At 58.4% G+C, this 15,713-nt stretch carries 14 protein-coding genes; 7 read left to right on the forward strand and 7 right to left on the reverse strand.

Features of this window, described 5'->3' with window-relative positions; translation table 11 throughout:
* Nucleotides 1-809 precede the first annotated feature (809 nt).
* From ACI514_RS17075 to ACI514_RS17085, 3 genes are all read right to left on the reverse strand, one after another.
* The gene (locus ACI514_RS17075) at nucleotides 810-2,468 is read right to left on the reverse strand and encodes a cation acetate symporter (protein ID WP_122600285.1); all 1,659 of its coding nucleotides are present in this window, start codon (nucleotides 2,466-2,468) and stop codon (nucleotides 810-812) included.
* The gene (locus ACI514_RS17080) at nucleotides 2,465-2,776 is read right to left on the reverse strand and encodes a DUF485 domain-containing protein (protein WP_007919908.1); all 312 of its coding nucleotides are present in this window, start codon (nucleotides 2,774-2,776) and stop codon (nucleotides 2,465-2,467) included. Before ACI514_RS17080 ends, ACI514_RS17075 begins: the two co-directional genes overlap by 4 nt.
* A 241-nt stretch (nucleotides 2,777-3,017) precedes the next feature.
* The gene (locus ACI514_RS17085; RefSeq protein WP_016987515.1) at nucleotides 3,018-3,869 is read right to left on the reverse strand and encodes a glycine betaine ABC transporter substrate-binding protein; all 852 of its coding nucleotides are present in this window, start codon (nucleotides 3,867-3,869) and stop codon (nucleotides 3,018-3,020) included.
* Nucleotides 3,870-4,155: 286 nt separating this feature from the next.
* On the opposite strand from ACI514_RS17085, the gene ACI514_RS17090 reads away from it, so the two are divergent.
* Entirely contained in the window at nucleotides 4,156-5,751 is a 1,596-nt protein-coding gene (locus ACI514_RS17090) for a beta (1-6) glucans synthase (RefSeq protein WP_405122071.1), read from the forward strand.
* Nucleotides 5,752-5,846: 95 nt separating this feature from the next.
* On the opposite strand, the gene ACI514_RS17095 is transcribed toward ACI514_RS17090, so the two are convergent.
* Nucleotides 5,847-6,215 carry a hypothetical protein gene (locus tag ACI514_RS17095; RefSeq protein WP_160056868.1) on the reverse strand — a complete coding sequence of 123 codons (369 nt, stop codon included), beginning with the start codon at nucleotides 6,213-6,215 and terminating at the stop codon, nucleotides 5,847-5,849.
* 224 nt (nucleotides 6,216-6,439) lie between these two features.
* Between ACI514_RS17095 and ACI514_RS17100 the strand changes: the two genes are divergently transcribed.
* Together ACI514_RS17100 and ACI514_RS17105 are read left to right on the forward strand one after the other, a co-directional pair.
* A complete protein-coding gene (locus tag ACI514_RS17100; protein ID WP_160056866.1) occupies nucleotides 6,440-7,738 on the forward strand; it encodes a serine/threonine protein kinase in 1,299 nt (432 codons plus the stop codon).
* Complete coding sequence (locus tag ACI514_RS17105; protein ID WP_008087290.1) at nucleotides 7,731-8,519, forward strand: VacJ family lipoprotein; 789 nt, start codon at nucleotides 7,731-7,733, stop codon at nucleotides 8,517-8,519. The genes ACI514_RS17100 and ACI514_RS17105 overlap by 8 nt, the downstream gene beginning before the upstream one ends.
* 181 nt (nucleotides 8,520-8,700) lie before the next feature.
* Here the strand turns inward: ACI514_RS17105 and ACI514_RS17110 are convergent, their stop codons facing one another.
* A complete protein-coding gene (locus tag ACI514_RS17110; RefSeq protein WP_160056864.1) occupies nucleotides 8,701-9,615 on the reverse strand; it encodes a DUF808 domain-containing protein in 915 nt (304 codons plus the stop codon).
* A 135-nt stretch (nucleotides 9,616-9,750) separates the two neighbouring features.
* Between ACI514_RS17110 and ACI514_RS17115 the strand changes: the two genes are divergently transcribed.
* Nucleotides 9,751-10,356, forward strand: coding sequence for a TetR/AcrR family transcriptional regulator (locus tag ACI514_RS17115; protein ID WP_077571699.1), 606 nt, complete (start codon nucleotides 9,751-9,753; stop codon nucleotides 10,354-10,356).
* A gap of 131 nt (nucleotides 10,357-10,487) precedes the next feature.
* Here ACI514_RS17115 and ACI514_RS17120 read toward each other — a convergent pair whose 3' ends face one another.
* Both ACI514_RS17120 and ACI514_RS17125 read right to left on the reverse strand, forming a co-directional pair.
* Nucleotides 10,488-10,946 carry an REP-associated tyrosine transposase gene (locus ACI514_RS17120; protein WP_405122072.1) on the reverse strand — a complete coding sequence of 153 codons (459 nt, stop codon included), beginning with the start codon at nucleotides 10,944-10,946 and terminating at the stop codon, nucleotides 10,488-10,490.
* A gap of 211 nt (nucleotides 10,947-11,157) precedes the next feature.
* The gene (locus ACI514_RS17125) at nucleotides 11,158-11,598 is read right to left on the reverse strand and encodes a heme-binding protein (RefSeq protein ID WP_160056862.1); all 441 of its coding nucleotides are present in this window, start codon (nucleotides 11,596-11,598) and stop codon (nucleotides 11,158-11,160) included.
* Between the two features lie 268 nt (nucleotides 11,599-11,866).
* Here ACI514_RS17125 and gcl point away from each other — a divergent pair, with 268 nt between their 5' ends.
* The 3 genes from gcl to ACI514_RS17140 all read left to right on the forward strand — a co-directional run bounded on the left by gcl (nucleotide 11,867) and on the right by ACI514_RS17140 (nucleotide 15,654).
* Entirely contained in the window at nucleotides 11,867-13,642 is a 1,776-nt protein-coding gene (gcl, locus tag ACI514_RS17130; RefSeq protein WP_008083509.1) for a glyoxylate carboligase, read from the forward strand.
* A 178-nt stretch (nucleotides 13,643-13,820) separates the two neighbouring features.
* On the forward strand, nucleotides 13,821-14,603 hold the full coding sequence (gene hyi / locus ACI514_RS17135) for a hydroxypyruvate isomerase (RefSeq protein ID WP_405122073.1): 783 nt from the start codon (nucleotides 13,821-13,823) through the stop codon (nucleotides 14,601-14,603).
* Nucleotides 14,604-14,760: 157 nt separating this feature from the next.
* Nucleotides 14,761-15,654 (forward strand): 2-hydroxy-3-oxopropionate reductase, encoded by an 894-nt coding sequence (locus tag ACI514_RS17140; protein ID WP_007919937.1) that lies wholly within the window; start codon nucleotides 14,761-14,763, stop codon nucleotides 15,652-15,654.
* Nucleotides 15,655-15,713: the final 59 nt, after the last annotated feature.

The raw sequence follows: 15,713 nt of genomic DNA on the forward strand, positions 1-15,713 counted from the left end.
CAGTGTTCCCTCGCTACGGTGTCCATCCGGGGGGCATCGCCTACGGTTTGCTTCGCTGCACCTCCTCTCGATGTATGCGGCTGCGCCGCACGGCGCTGCGCGCCTCCCCCCGGATGAACACCTACGCTCGGCCTGCCGATGGGGCAAAAGATCAAGAACCAAAGCCAAAGCCAAAGCCAAAGCCAAAGCAAGATCACAAGCCAGATCAAGAGCCCCTCACCCTAGCCCTCTCCCAGAGGGAGAGGGGACTGACCGCGTGGACTGGGAGAGATACGCCGACTTGGATATCGAGTTGAACTCAGATGTTGAAAAGCGCAAAAATCGGCTCCCTCTCCCTCGGGAGAGGGCTGGGGTGAGGGGCAGTTCCAACACAAACCCCAAGCCGAATACCCGTGCTCTTCATCACTCAACAGGATGAGCGTTAGCTCGGCTGCAGCTCTTGATCTGTAAGGCGACGTCGGAAGGCTGAGTGGAGGGATTGATCCGGGCGTGGGAGCGCAGCGACCGTTTGGCGCAGCCAAACACAGCGAGAGGAGGTGCAGCGAAGCAAACCGTAGGCGCTGCGCCCGGATCGATCCCGCAGCGAAGGAACCCCGAGCCCCAGCGAGCGGGCCGCACGTAGGAGCAAGCGTTTTTTGCTTACTTTTTTTGGCGTTTGAAAAAAAGTGAGTCGCCGTAAGGGCGAAACCCTAAGAAGCCGTTACCGCAGCAACGGATATGTACACAGCTCTAGCCGATAACCGCCCAATAAAAATGCCCCGATCTCTCAACCGGGGCATTCAGCACAACATTAAAAAACCATCAAACCATCAATGCGAAACCGCCCCACTCGCCCCCAACCCCGTCTGCGAACGCACAAACTGCGGGAAGAACAGCGCCCGCTCTTTATCCGCAGCCGCCGACTTATCGGTAATCGAGAAGAACCAGATCCCGACAAAAGCAATGATCATCGAAAACAGCGCCGGATACTCGTAAGGGAAGATCGCCTTCTCATGATGCAGAATCTGCACCCAGATGGTCGGCCCAAGCACCATCAAACCAACGGCACTGACCAGACCCAACCAGCCGCCAATCATCGCCCCACGAGTGGTCAGCTTCTTCCAGTACATCGAAAGCAACAGCACCGGGAAGTTGCAACTCGCCGCGATGGAGAACGCCAAGCCAACCATGAACGCAATGTTCTGGCTTTCGAACAGGATGCCCAAGCCAATCGCCAGCACCGCCAAGGCAATGGTGGTGATCTTCGAGACACGAATCTCGTCCTTCTCGTTCGCCTTGCCCTTTTTGATCACACTGGCATACAGGTCGTGAGAAACCGCCGAAGCACCCGCCAGCGTCAGACCGGCAACAACCGCCAGAATGGTCGCGAACGCCACCGCCGAGATAAAGCCGAGGAAGATACTGCCTCCAACTGCGTTGGCCAGGTGCACCGCCGCCATGTTGTTGCCGCCCAACAGCGCGCCAGCAGCATCTTTGAAGGCCGGGTTAGTGCTGACCAGCAGGATCGCGCCGAAGCCGATGATGAAGGTCAGGATGTAGAAGTAACCGATGAAGCCAGTTGCGTAGAGCACGCTCTTGCGAGCTTCTTTTGCGTCACTCACGGTGAAGAAGCGCATCAGAATGTGTGGCAGGCCAGCCGTACCGAACATCAGCGCCAGACCCAGCGAGAAGGCCGAAATCGGGTCCTTGACCAGACCGCCGGGGCTCATGATTGCTTCGCCCTTGGCGTGCACCTTGATCGCCTCGGAGAACAGCGTGTTGAAGTCGAAGCCTACGTGCTTCATGACCATCAGCGCCATGAACGAGGCACCGGACAGCAACAGCACAGCCTTGATGATCTGTACCCAAGTGGTCGCCAGCATGCCGCCGAACAGCACGTACATGCACATCAGCACACCGACCAGAATCACCGCAACGTGGTAGTCCAGACCGAACAACAGCTGAATCAGCTTGCCGGCACCAACCATTTGCGCAATCAGGTAGAACGCCACGACCACCAGCGAGCCGCAGGCCGATAGGGTGCGGATCTGGGTTTGCCCGAGGCGGTAGGACGCCACGTCGGCAAAAGTGTATTTACCCAGGTTGCGCAGACGCTCGGCGATCAGGAACAGAATGATCGGCCAGCCCACCAGGAAGCCGATCGAGTAGATCAGGCCATCGTAGCCGGAGGTGAACACCAGCGCGGAAATCCCCAGGAAGGACGCCGCCGACATGTAGTCACCGGCAATCGCCAGACCGTTCTGGAAACCGGTGATCTTGCCGCCCGCCGCATAGTAGTCGGCCGCCGAGTTGTTTTTCTTCGAGGCCCAGTAGGTGATGTACAACGTCGCGCCAACGAAGGCGACGAACATCAGGATCGCCGGAATGTTCAGCGGCTGTTTGGCCACCTCCCCCGTCAACGCGTCAGCCGCCCAGACACTCGGCGCGAAAGCCGCAACACTCAATAAAGCCAGTAGACGCCGGATCATTGCTGAGCCTCCTTGAGAATCGCATTGTTCAGGTCGTCAAACTCGCCATTGGCGCGGCGCACATAGATAGCGGTGAGGATGAATGCCGAAAGAATCAGTCCGACACCGATCGGAATACCCCAGGTAATCGAGGATTCCGGACTGAGTTTCGCGCCCAGAATATGCGGCCCGTAAGCGATCAGAAGGATGAAGCCAGAGTAAAGCCCGAGCATGATCGCCGAGAGTATCCAGGCGAACTTTTCCCTTTTTCGCACCAGTTCCTTGAATCGGGGACTGTTTTGAATCGAGAGGTAAATGCTGTCGTTCATTGTTTTTATCCTCGCAGCACAGATTATTGTTGGAACATAGCTAATGTATGCGGCTGCGGGAGCGGTAACAGACGACCTTAGTAGTAGAACGCCATGACACTTTTGCCAATTTCCGGTACACACAAAACAACTGTAGGAGTGAACCTGCTCGCGATGGCGTCGTATCAGTCGACATTTTCATCAACTGACAGGACGCTATCGCGAGCAGGCTCACTCCTACAGGGGTACAGCGGTGTTGCGGTTATTTGGTCCAGTCAGCCACGCGATCCGGGTGCTTGGCGACCCAATCTTTCGCCGCTGCGTCAGGCTTGGCACCGTCCTGGATTGCCAGCATGACCTCGCCGATTTCGTCTTTCGACGCCCACTGGAAGTTCTTCAGGAACTTGGCCACTTCCGGTGCTTTGGTCGCGAGTTCTTTACTGCCGATGCTGTTCACGGTTTCAGCCGCGCCATACACGCCTTTCGGGTCGTCGAGGAAGCGCAGTTTCCACTTGGCGAACATCCAGTGCGGCACCCAACCGGTGACCGCGATGGATTCGTTTTTCTTCTCGGCACGGGTCAGCTCGGCAATCATGCCGGCGCCAGAACTGGCTTTGAGGCTGTATTTGTCGAGGCCGTAATCCTTGATCGCCTGATCGGTTTTGAGCATAACGCCCGAACCGGCGTCGATACCGACGATGCGATTTTTGAAGGTGTCATCGGTTTTCAGGTCTTCGATCGACTTGGCTTTCACATACTCCGGCACGATCAGGCCGATTTTCGCATCCTTGAAGTTCGGGCCGTAGTCGACGACCAGATCCTTGTTCTTCGTCCAGTACTCGCCATGGGTCACTGGCAGCCAGGCGGAGAGCATGGCGTCGAGCTTGCCGGTGGCAACACCCTGCCACATGATCCCGGTGGCAACGGCTTGCAGTTTCACGTCGTAGCCGAGTTTCTGTTTGATCACCTCGGCCGCCACGTGGGTGGTCGCGACGCTGTCGGACCAACCGTCAACGTAACCGATGTTCAGGGTCTGTTTTTCTGCACTGGCGAACGTGGAACTCATCGCAAGCACCAGAGCAGCACTTGCGCCTAAAAGTCGTCGCATCTTCATCGTTACTTCCCCGAAATGCTGCGCCCGACGGATGACGGGCGGCGTCAACGTATTGTTATGGTGCACGGCGCCCCCATCACGCCTGACCGCAAACTCGTTAGAACATCAGCGGAGCACTGATGGCTTGATCATCAACCTCACGCGGCAGTCGACCTGCTCTGCCAGCGACCTCAAGACAACGAGAAACGACATCACAAGGCCATTAATGGCGCCCGAATATTTGACGCCAGACAATCCGCCCGAACTTTGCATGTACAAATCATGCGGGCCACCAACCCCTCTATAAATGCAGGTAACATGCGTCGCTTTGCAGCCACTCGGCCTGACCATGTCCGCGACTTCCCGTTTTCCCTTTCTGCCTTATCTCTTCGCCTGCCTGCTTGGGCTGTTTGCCCTCGGGGGCTTCTGGTACGGCCTCGGCCAACCGGTGATCCTGCCCGACGCTGCGACCCCGACGCATAAATTGCAGTGCGCCTCCTACACCCCGTTCGATAAAGACCAATCACCGTTCGACGTGCCGTTCAAGCTGCGCCCGGAGCGCATGGACGCCGATCTCGCATTGCTGGCGACACGCTTTGAGTGCATTCGCACTTATTCGATGACGGGCCTCGAAGCCCTGCCGGATCTGGCGCGCAAACATGGTCTCAAATTGATGATCGGCGCATGGGTCAACAGCAATCCGGTGGACACCGAGAAAGAAGTCGACCTGCTGATCAAATCGGCCAACGCCAACCCGGACGTGGTCAGCGCGGTGATCGTCGGCAACGAGGCGCTGCTGCGCAAGGAAGTCACCGGCGCGCAACTGGCCCGATTGATCAACAAGGTCAAAAGTCAGGTCAAGCAATCGGTGACGTACGCCGATGTCTGGGAGTTCTGGCTCAAGCATCCGGAAATCGCGCCGGCGGTGGACTTCCTGACCATTCACCTGCTGCCGTACTGGGAAGATGATCCGTCAAACATCGACGTCGCCCTGCAACATGTCGCGGATGTGCGCCAAGTGTTCGGCAATAAGTTCGCACCGAAGGACGTAATGATCGGCGAAACCGGCTGGCCGAGCGAAGGCCGTCAGCGCGAGACCGCCCTGCCGAGTCGGGTCAATGAGGCCAAATTCATTCGTGGTTTTGTCGCGATGGCCGAGAAGGAGGGCTGGCATTACAACCTGATCGAAGCGTTTGACCAGCCGTGGAAGCGCGGCAGTGAGGGCGCGGTTGGCGGTTATTGGGGCTTGTTCGATGCCGACCGTCAAGACAAGGGCGTGCTGGCCGGGCCGGTGACCAACGTTCCCTACTGGAAGGAATGGCTGGCGGTCGGTGGTTTGATTTTTCTTGGCACGCTGATCCTTGGCGGTCGCGTTCGCACTACGCGCTCGGCGCTGGTGTTGCCGCTGCTGGGTGCCCTCGCCGCTTGCTCGATTGGCGCTTGGGGTGATCTGGCGCGGGTGACTACGCGGTTTGCCAGTGAGTGGTTGTGGGTCGGTTTGCTGACGGCGTTGAATCTGTTGGTGTTGGCACACGCTGCGCTGACGCTGAGCGCGCGTGCCGGCTGGCGTGAGCGGGCGTTCAATCTACTGGAGCGCCGCGCGGGCTGGCTGGTCGCGGCAGCAGGCTTTGCCGCTGCGGTGATGATGCTGGAGATGGTGTTCGATCCGCGTTATCGCAGCTTTGCGAGCATGGCGTTCGTGCTGCCGGCGCTGGTTTATCTGTGCCGTCCGGTCAGCGTGCCGCGCCGGGAAATTGCCCTGCTGACGTTTATTGTCGGCGCGGGGATTGCGCCGCAGCTGTATCAGGAAGGGTTGCAGAATCAGCAGGCGTGGGGTTGGGCGTTGGTCAGCGGGTTGATGGTGGCTGCTTTGTGGCGCTGCCTGCGCGTTCGAAAAGACTGATCAAAAGCAAGATCAAAAGATCGCAGCCTTCGGCAGCTCCTACAAGGTGTACGCCATTTCAATGTAGGAGCTGCCGAAGGCTGCGATCTTTTCCATCAGTCGCTACGGGACTCGCGGACCAGTCGCAACCCGGCAATCACCAACGCAAACACCGCCAACGTGGTGTTGTACAACGCCAGTGCCGGCACGCCGAACACCAGCGCCAGCACCGCCAGCCACCACCCTGCCCGCCCGGGCAACACGAAACCGATCAGCGCCGCGCCGAGCGCCGTCCAGCCCAACACCTTGAAATGAATCATCAAGCCCAGGTTCGAACGCACCTGACATTCCCAGCGGCTGGCCTCATCCACGCAGATACCGACCCACTGCCCGTCTTCCATAAAGCCATAACGCGCGCCATAACTGGCGGCCAGCCACAACGGCAACAGAACGAGCAGCAAAATCACGGGAAAACGGTGGGACATGAAACACTCCAATCTTCGGAAATCGGCGGCCAGCTTAATCTGCCGCCAGCCGTGTGCAAGAACTAACAACTGTTAACTGTTCATTCAGGGCGTGCAAAGTGTATCGTCCAGCTACTATTACTCCGAATTCTGCCTGTTTGGTGCCGCAGCATGGCACTTTGGCGCAACCCCGGTGGTCATAGCCTGCGAACTTCATTCGGCACCTTCCTCTAAGGGATCTAGTCATGCTCCGTTCCTTGCGCTTCGCCGCGCTGTTCAGCGGCCTTATTTTGAGTGCGTCCGCACTGGCGGTGGATATCGATGCCGCCAGTTATGGCTATCCCCTGACCAACCCGTTCGAGGCGACCATCGCCACGACGCCGCCGGACTTGCGCCCGGAATTGCCGCTGGACGACGACATCAATCAGTCGGACCGCAGCTTGACGTTGCGTCCGGAACGAGAGTTCATCCTGCCGGACAACTTCTGGGCGGTGAAAAAGCTCACCTACCGCATCGCCACCCAGGACAAGCCGGCACCGCTGATCTTCCTGATCGCCGGCACCGGCGCGCGCTATGACAGCACGCTCAACGAATACCTGAAAAAGCTTTACTACAAGGCCGGCTACCACGTTGTGCAGCTGTCGTCGCCGACCAGTTTCGACTTCATCAGCGCGGCCTCGCGTTTCGCCACGCCGGGCGTGACCAAGGAAGACGCCGAAGACATGTACCGGGTGATGCAAGCCGTTCGCGCGCAAAATCCCAAGCTGCCAGTCACCGAGTATTACCTGACCGGTTACAGCCTCGGCGCTCTGGATGCCGCGTTCGTTGCGCATCTGGACGAGACGCGCCGCAGCTTCAACTTCAAGAAAGTGCTGTTGCTCAATCCGCCGGTCAACCTCTACACCTCGATCACCAATCTCGACAAACTGGTGCAAACCGAAGTTAAAGGCATCAACACCAGCACGACATTCTATGAGCTGGTGTTGTCGAAGCTGACCCGCTACTTCCAGCAGAAAGGCTACATCGACCTCAACGATGCGCTGCTCTACGACTTCCAGCAGTCCAAGCAGCACCTGACCAACGAACAGATGGCGATGCTGATCGGCACCTCGTTCCGCTTCTCGGCGGCCGACATTGCGTTCACCTCGGACCTGATCAACCGCCGTGGCCTGATCACCCCGCCGAAATTCCCGATCACCGAAGGCACCAGCCTCACGCCGTTCCTCAAGCGTGCGCTGCAGTGCGACTTCGACTGCTACCTGACCGATCAGGTGATCCCGATGTGGCGCGCGCGCACCGACGGCGGCAGCCTGCTGCAACTGATCGATCAAGTCAGCCTGTACGCGCTCAAGGATTACCTGCACGACAGCCCGAAAATCGCCGTGATGCACAACGCCGACGACGTGATCCTCGGGCCGGGCGACCTCGGTTTCCTGCGCAAGACCTTCGGTGATCGCCTGACCGTTTACCCTCTGGGCGGCCATTGCGGCAACATTAACTACCGCGTCAACAGCGACGCCATGCTGGAGTTCTTCCGTGGCTAAATATCTCCTGCTGATGGCAGCGCTCCTCTGCGCAGGCGTGGCCCAGGCCGACAACAGTAAAGCCAACGCGCCGGTGGTCGTCGACAGCGACGGCTTCAAGGAACCGCTGTCCAAACTCAAGTTCAACCCGGGGCTGGATCAGCGCGAATTCGAGCGTTCGACGCTCAACGCACTGAACGTCTACGACCCGCTGGAATCGTGGAACCGCCGGGTTTACCACTTCAACTATCGCTTCGACCAATGGGTGTTCCTGCCGGTGGTCGATGGCTACCGTTACATCACACCCAGCTTTTTGCGCACGGGCGTGAGCAACTTCTTCAACAACCTCGGTGACGTCCCGAACCTGGTCAACAGCCTGCTGCAGTTCAAGGGCCAGCGCTCGATGGAAACCACCGCACGCCTGCTGCTCAACACCACCATCGGCATCGCCGGCCTGTGGGACCCGGCCACCGCCATGGGCCTGCCGCGTCAGAGCGAAGACTTCGGTCAGACGTTGGGCTTCTACGGTGTACCGGGCGGTGCCTACTTCGTGCTGCCGATCTTCGGCCCGTCGAACATCCGCGACACTGCAGGCCTTGCTGTCGATTACACCGCTGAATCGGCGATCAACTTCCTCAACGTCTCGGAAGTCAGCTCCAACCATCCGGAAGTCTGGGCCCTGCGTGCGGTCGACAAGCGTTATCAGACCAGCTTCCGTTATGGCCAGATGAACTCGCCGTTCGAGTACGAGAAGGTGCGTTACGTGTATACCGAGGCGCGTAAGTTGCAGATCGCCGAGTAGTTTTCGGCAGGTACAAAAAGGGCCATTCGATGCGAGTCGAATGGCCCTTTTTCATGTCGCAACAAAGATCAAACTGTAGGAGTGAGCCTGCTCGCGATAGCGGTCTACCCGCCACCATTTGCAGTGCTGACACACCGCTATCGCGAGCAGGCTCACTCCTACAGGGGTTTTGTGTTGAATGTCAGTTTTTCAGAGATTTCCAGATTTTGCCGACAACGGAAACCACCGCCAACACCACTGCCCCAGCGATAATCCCCGCGACACCATTGAGCAACATCGGCACCGCAAACCCGACACTGCCGGCCGCGGCGCCAACGCCTTCAATCCAGTCATGCACCACCGGCACGCCGTGGGTGAGGATGCCGCCGCCGACCAGGAACATCGCTGCCGTACCGACCACCGACAAGGTTTTCATCATGTATGGCGCGGCGCTGAGAATGGCGCTGCCGACTTTTTTCGCAAACTGCCCAGGCTTTTGCGTCAGCCACAGGCCGAGGTCGTCGAGTTTGACGATGCCCGCCACCAGGCCATAAACGCCCACCGTCATCACAATCGCAATGCCGGACATGACAATCACTTGCTGAGTCAGCGAGGCAGTTGCCACGGTGCCCAGAGTGATCGCGATAATCTCTGCCGAGAGGATGAAGTCGGTGCGAATCGCGCCTTTGATCTTGTCCTTCTCGTACGCCACCAGATCCGTCGCCGGATCCGCTACCGCCTCAGTCAGTTGCGCATGTTCGGCTTCATCTTCAGCCGCACTGTGCAGAAACTTGTGCGCGAGCTTCTCGAAGCCCTCGAAACACAGATAGGCACCACCGACCATCAACAGCGGCGTCACCAGCCACGGCACGAACGCACTGATCGCTAGCGCCGATGGCACCAGAATCAGCTTGTTGACGAACGAGCCCTTGGCCACGGCCCAGACCACGGGAATTTCCCGCTCGGCACGTACGCCGGAGACCTGCTGGGCGTTGAGCGCCAGATCATCGCCGAGTACGCCGGCGGTCTTCTTGGCGGCCATTTTGCTCATCAACGCCACGTCGTCCAGCACGGTGGCAATATCGTCGACCAGCACCAGCAAACTGCTTCCTGCCATGAATCCTGTTTCCTTTTATGTATGAATGTTGCGAAGCATAACGCGACCGTAGACCACGCGGGGCATTCTTGAGCGCTGCGCGAGGCCGGTGCTACCATGCGCAACCGCCAGAACAGGCAAGGAACCACCGGGTTTATGAGCACAATCCGCGAGCGCAACAAAGAACTGATCCTGCGTGCCGCCAGTGAGGAGTTTGCCGACAAGGGCTTCGCTGCGACCAAAACCAGCGACATCGCCGCCAAGGCGGGATTGCCCAAGCCCAACGTCTACTACTACTTCAAGTCCAAGGAAAACCTCTACCGCGAGGTATTGGAAAGCATCATCGTGCCGATTTTGCAGGCCTCGACGCCTTTCAATCCGGACGGCGTACCGAGCGAAGTGCTGAGCGGCTACATCCGCTCGAAGATCCGTATCTCCCGCGACCTGCCCTTCGCCTCGAAAGTATTCGCCAGCGAAATCATGCACGGCGCCCCGCACCTGAGCGCCGACCTGGTCGAGCAGCTCAACGGCCAGGCCAAGCACAACATCGACTGCATCCAGAGCTGGATCGATCGCGGCCAGATCGCCCCGATCGACCCCAACCACCTGATGTTCAGCATCTGGGCCGCGACCCAGACCTACGCCGACTTTGACTGGCAGATTTCTGCCATCACGGGGAAGGACAAGCTGGATGAAGCCGATTATGAAGCGGCGGCGCAGACGATTATCCGGTTGGTGTTGAAAGGCTGTGAGCCGGACTGAAGTTTTGCGGAGACGCCATCGCTGGCAAGCCAGCTCCCACAGGTTTTTGTGTTGAATTCAGATTTAGCAACCAACACAAATCCTTGTGGGAGCTGGCTTGCCAGCGATGGAGGCAACTCCATTCAAAATTGTTAAAGCCAGACTGCATCCCACAGCGGATAGTCGCCAATCTCTTCGACGAGTCCCGCCCGTAAAGGGTTAGCTACGATATATCGCGCCATTTTCACCAGATCCTCTTCCCGCCGCAGCGCACGGTCGTGGAAACCCTGCTGCCAAAGCGGTCCTTTCCGGTGGATGGACATATTCACTTCCCGCGTAACCAGCGACTTGGTTTCGCGCATCAGTTTTTTGAGCGAACAATTTTCCAGTTCGATCAGCCAGTGAAAATGATCCGGCATAACAACCCAGGCCAGTGACTTTGCTAGTCCAAGATTTTGCGCACGACGAAACTGATGAACGACCAATCTGCCCAAAGCAAAATCGGCAAAGATCGGTTCTCGACCAAGTGTGTTGGTAGTCAGTAAATAGATTCGATTCGGCTCGGCATAGCGGCCGGCTCGCAGGCGATGTGAAGCAGGAAGATCAGGCAATCCATTACCCCTTCATGATGAGTTCATCAAAAGGCTAGACCTCAGCGATCTATTTGGCTGGATCTGTCTTTTTTCATGATGTGTCAGTCTGGCCGCCATCGCTGGCAAGCCAGCTCCCACAGGGTTTTGTATTGGTTACAAAATCTCAATACGACAGAGAACCTTGTGGGAGCTGGCTTGCCAGCGATGACTTTCGGTCAGACGTTAAAGATCAAGCAGCCACCCCCGCATCCGCCCGCAACTCCAGCGCCTCCACCGCTTTTATCGCCACCTGCTCATCAATATCCGACAAATCCCCGCTGATCCCGATTGCGCCCAGCACATTCCCTGCCTGATCACGAATCAACACACCACCCGGTGCCGGCACGACGCTGCCCTGGCCCATGCTGTTCAGTGCGGCAATAAACGCTGGGCGTTGTTGCGCGTCGAGTGCGAGCAGGCGCGAGCCTTTACCCAAGGCGATCGCGCCCCAGGCTTTGCCGATGGCGATGTTCGGGCGCAACAGGCTCGCGCCGTCTTCACGTTGCAGGGTGATCAGGTGGCCGCCGGTATCAAGTACCGCGATGGTCAGCGGCGCGGCGTTGATGCGGCGCCCTGCGTTGATGGCTTCGTTGACCAGGTTGACTGCGACTTTCAAGGTTAAAGCGCTCATGGTGCCGTCCTCATTTTGTTATAGGGAAAGTCGTGGGGCTGCGCTTTTCTGCCGCAGCTCGATGCAACAAATAGAACACAATGAGTTATTTTTTTGTATACAATAATTTTCGAAAAGCGCCACATGCGACGAAAAGCCACAGTCATAAAGGCTTCCGACGAATGAAACAGGCGCTTGAGAAAATGGATTGACCTGCGCCGTCCGCCGTGAATACACTCTGCGCAAAGCCACTTGTATACAATTACAAAACGTAAAGAGGCACAAAACCATGAGCAAAATGAGAGCAATCGAAGCCGCCGTTCTGGTGATGCGCCGTGAAGGGGTTGATACCGCTTTTGGCATCCCGGGCGCTGCCATCAACCCGCTGTACTCCGCCTTGCAAAAAGTCGGTGGCATCGATCACGTCCTTGCTCGCCACGTTGAAGGCGCCTCGCACATGGCCGAGGGCTACACCCGCACCAAGGCCGGCAACATCGGCGTGTGCATCGGCACTTCCGGCCCTGCCGGTACCGACATGGTCACCGGGCTCTACAGCGCCTCGGCCGACTCGATTCCAATCCTCTGCATTACCGGCCAGGCACCCCGCGCCCGTATGCACAAGGAAGACTTCCAGGCTGTCGACATCACCAGCATCGTCAAGCCAGTCACCAAGTGGGCGACCACTGTTCTGGAACCGGGCCAAGTGCCGTATGCGTTCCAGAAAGCCTTCTTTGAAATGCGCTCCGGCCGTCCAGGCCCGGTGCTGATCGACCTGCCGTTCGACGTGCAGATGGCCGAAATCGAATTCGACATCGACGCTTACCAGCCGCTGCCATTGGCCAAACCGACCGCGACCCGCGTTCAGGTCGAGAAGGCATTGGCTTTGCTCGATCAGGCTGAGCGTCCATTGCTGGTGGCCGGCGGCGGCATCATCAACGCCGACGCCAGCGATCTGCTGGTTGAATTCGCTGAGCTGACCGGCATCCCGGTGATCCCGACCCTGATGGGCTGGGGCACCATCCCGGACGATCACCCGCTGATGGTCGGTATGGTGGGTCTGCAGACTTCGCACCGTTACGGCAACGCGACGATGCTGAAATCCGACGTGGTGTTGGGTATCGGTAACCGTTGGGCCAACCGTCACACCGGTTCGGTTGACGTCTACACCGAAGGCCGCAAATTCATTCACGTCGACATCGAAGGCACGCAGATCGGTCGTGTGTTCACCCCGGATCTGGGCATCGTGTCCGACGCCGCCGCTGCGCTGACCGTGTTCATCGAAGTCGCCCGTGAATGGCAAGCCGCCGGCAAGCTGAAAAACCGCAGTGCCTGGCTGCAAGACTGCCAGCAGCGCAAAGCCAGCCTGCATCGCAAGACCCACTTCGACAACGTGCCGGTGAAACCGCAACGCGTTTACGAAGAAATGAACCAGGTGTTCGGCAAGGACACCTGCTACGTCAGCACCATTGGTCTGTCGCAGATTGCCGGCGCGCAGTTCCTGCACGTCTACAAGCCGCGTCACTGGATCAACTGTGGCCAGGCAGGCCCGTTGGGCTGGACCATTCCGGCAGCGCTGGGCGTGGTGAAGGCCGATCCGAACCGCAAAGTCGTGGCCCTGTCGGGGGACTATGACTTCCAGTTCATGATCGAAGAACTGGCGGTCGGCGCTCAGTTCAAACTGCCGTACATCCACGTCGTGGTGAACAACTCGTACCTGGGTCTGATCCGTCAGGCCCAGCGCGGGTTCGAAATGGACTACTGCGTGCAGCTGTCCTTCGATAACCTGAACGCGCCGGAACTCAACGGTTACGGTGTTGACCACGTCGCAGTGGCTGAAGGCCTCGGCTGTAAGGCGCTGCGGGTGTTCGAACCATCGGAAATCGCCCCTGCCCTGCGCAAGGCCGAACAGATGATCGAAGAGTTCAAGGTGCCGGTGATCGTCGAGATCATTCTGGAGCGCGTGACCAACATCTCCATGGGTACCGAGATCAACGCCGTCAACGAATTCGAAGATCTGGCGCTGGTCGGCAACGATGCGCCAACGGCGATTTCGCTGCTTGATTGATCGCTTTTAGCCCCCTCTCCCTATGGGAGAGGGCTGGGGTGAGGGAAAGGTTTTGCGGTGATCGCAAAATTCGGATCAGACTCAGGATCCCCCTCACCCTAACCCTCTCCCCCAGGAGAGGGGACTTGATCGCGTTCAGTCTGACCAACCGTGTCACATCCGTTTTTAGGAGACCACCATGCCGCGTTTCGCAGCCAACCTGTCCATGCTGTTCACCGAACAGGATTTCCTTGCCCGTTTCGACGCCGCCGCCAAGGCCGGTTTCAGCGGTGTCGAATACCTGTTCCCGTACGACTTCAGCTCCGCCGAAATCAAGGCCAAACTCGACGCCAACGGTCTGACCCAAGTGCTGTTCAACCTGCCGGCCGGTGACTGGGCCAAGGGCGAGCGCGGTATCGCGTGCCTGCCGGATCGGGTTGAAGAGTTCCGCGCTGGTGTCGATCTGGCCATCGCTTACGCACAAGTGCTGGGCAACACCCAGATCAACTGCCTGGCCGGTATTCGTCCGCAAGGCGTTGACGATGCCACCGTGGAAAAGACCTTCGTCGCCAACCTGAAATACGCCGCCGACAAGCTGCAGGCAGCGGGCATCAAACTGGTGATGGAAGCGATCAACACCCGTGACATCCCGGGTTTCTACCTGAACAACACGGCGCAAGCCCTGTCGATTCGCGAGCAGGTCAGCAGCGCCAATCTGTTCCTGCAATACGACATCTATCACATGCAAATCATGGAAGGCGATCTGGCCCGCACCCTGCAATCGCACCTGGGTGAGATCAACCATGTGCAGCTCGCGGACAACCCGGGGCGCAACGAACCAGGCACCGGTGAAATCAACTACCGGTTTCTGTTCGAACACCTCGACCGCATCGGTTATCAGGGTTGGGTTGGCTGTGAATACAAGCCACTGACCACCACCGAAGCAGGCCTCGGCTGGCTGAAAACCCACAACGCAATCTAACGCAGCTCCCCTGTAGGAGTGAGCCTGCTCGCGATGAATTCACCTCGGTACACCTGATGTACCTCAGCGCCTGAATCGCGAGCAGGCTCACTCCTACATAAAAGCAACAGCTTCCCCCCTATTTGCTTGAGCAAGACAAAAACAAGAGGATTTTCTCATGGCTAAAATCGGATTTATCGGCACCGGCATCATGGGCCACCCAATGGCTTCGAACCTGCAGAAAGCCGGTCACAGCCTGTTCCTGTCGGCGCACCACGACGCCGCCCCGGCCGACCTGGTTGCCGCTGGCGCCGTCGCCCTGGCCAACCCGCGCGAAGTCGCGCAGGAAGCAGAATTCATCATCGTCATGGTGCCGGATACCCCGCAGGTCGACGATGTACTATTCCGCGCCGACGGCGTTGCCGCAGGCCTGAGCAAAGGCAAAATCGTTATCGACATGAGCTCGATCTCGCCGACCGCCACCAAGGCATTCGCTGCAAAGATCAACGAGAAAGGCGCGCAATACCTCGACGCACCGGTGTCCGGTGGTGAAGTCGGCGCCAAAGCCGCGACCCTGAGCATCATGATCGGTGGCGACGCCGATGCCTTCGAACGCGCGCTGCCGCTGTTCCAGGCCATGGGCAAGAACATCACCCTGGTCGGTGGCAATGGCGACGGTCAAACCGCCAAAGTCGCCAACCAGATCATCGTTGCCCTGAACATTCAGGCCGTCGCTGAAGCCCTGCTGTTCGCTTCGAAAAACGGTGCCGATCCAGCCAAGGTGCGTGAAGCACTGATGGGCGGTTTCGCCTCCTCGAAAATCCTTGAAGTGCACGGCGAGCGCATGATCAAAGGCACTTTCGATCCAGGCTTCCGCATCAGCCTGCACCAGAAGGACCTGAACCTGGCCCTGCAAGGCGCGAAAGAGCTGAACATCAACCTGCCAAACACCGCCAACGCCCAGCAAGTGTTCAGCACCTGCGCGGCGATCGGTGGCAGCAATTGGGACCACTCGGCGCTGATCAAGGGTCTGGAACACATGGCCAACTTCTCGATTCGCGACAACAAATAAGCCACTGCCCCACCGCTTAAAACCTGTGGGAGCGAGCTTGCTCGCGAAGAGGGCGTGTC

Origin of the sequence: Pseudomonas sp. M20 (genome assembly GCF_045037865.1) — a bacterium.
In the GTDB taxonomy this organism is placed as follows: Bacteria; Pseudomonadota; Gammaproteobacteria; order Pseudomonadales; family Pseudomonadaceae; genus Aquipseudomonas.

Excerpts from the sequence above, each read along its gene's own strand:
- ACI514_RS17075 (WP_122600285.1), bottom strand. The coding sequence starts at position 2,468 with ATGATCCGGCGTCTACTGGCTTTATTGAGTGTTGCGGCTTTCGCGCCG.
- ACI514_RS17080 (WP_007919908.1), bottom strand. The coding sequence starts at position 2,776 with ATGAACGACAGCATTTACCTCTCGATTCAAAACAGTCCCCGATTCAAG.
- ACI514_RS17085 (WP_016987515.1), bottom strand. The coding sequence starts at position 3,869 with ATGAAGATGCGACGACTTTTAGGCGCAAGTGCTGCTCTGGTGCTTGCG.
- ACI514_RS17090 (WP_405122071.1), top strand. The coding sequence starts at position 4,156 with ATGCAGGTAACATGCGTCGCTTTGCAGCCACTCGGCCTGACCATGTCC.
- ACI514_RS17095 (WP_160056868.1), bottom strand. The coding sequence starts at position 6,215 with ATGTCCCACCGTTTTCCCGTGATTTTGCTGCTCGTTCTGTTGCCGTTG.
- ACI514_RS17100 (WP_160056866.1), top strand. The coding sequence starts at position 6,440 with ATGCTCCGTTCCTTGCGCTTCGCCGCGCTGTTCAGCGGCCTTATTTTG.
- ACI514_RS17110 (WP_160056864.1), bottom strand. The coding sequence starts at position 9,615 with ATGGCAGGAAGCAGTTTGCTGGTGCTGGTCGACGATATTGCCACCGTG.
- ACI514_RS17115 (WP_077571699.1), top strand. The coding sequence starts at position 9,751 with ATGAGCACAATCCGCGAGCGCAACAAAGAACTGATCCTGCGTGCCGCC.
- ACI514_RS17125 (WP_160056862.1), bottom strand. The coding sequence starts at position 11,598 with ATGAGCGCTTTAACCTTGAAAGTCGCAGTCAACCTGGTCAACGAAGCC.
- gcl (WP_008083509.1), top strand. The coding sequence starts at position 11,867 with ATGAGCAAAATGAGAGCAATCGAAGCCGCCGTTCTGGTGATGCGCCGT.
- hyi (WP_405122073.1), top strand. The coding sequence starts at position 13,821 with ATGCCGCGTTTCGCAGCCAACCTGTCCATGCTGTTCACCGAACAGGAT.
- ACI514_RS17140 (WP_007919937.1), top strand. The coding sequence starts at position 14,761 with ATGGCTAAAATCGGATTTATCGGCACCGGCATCATGGGCCACCCAATG.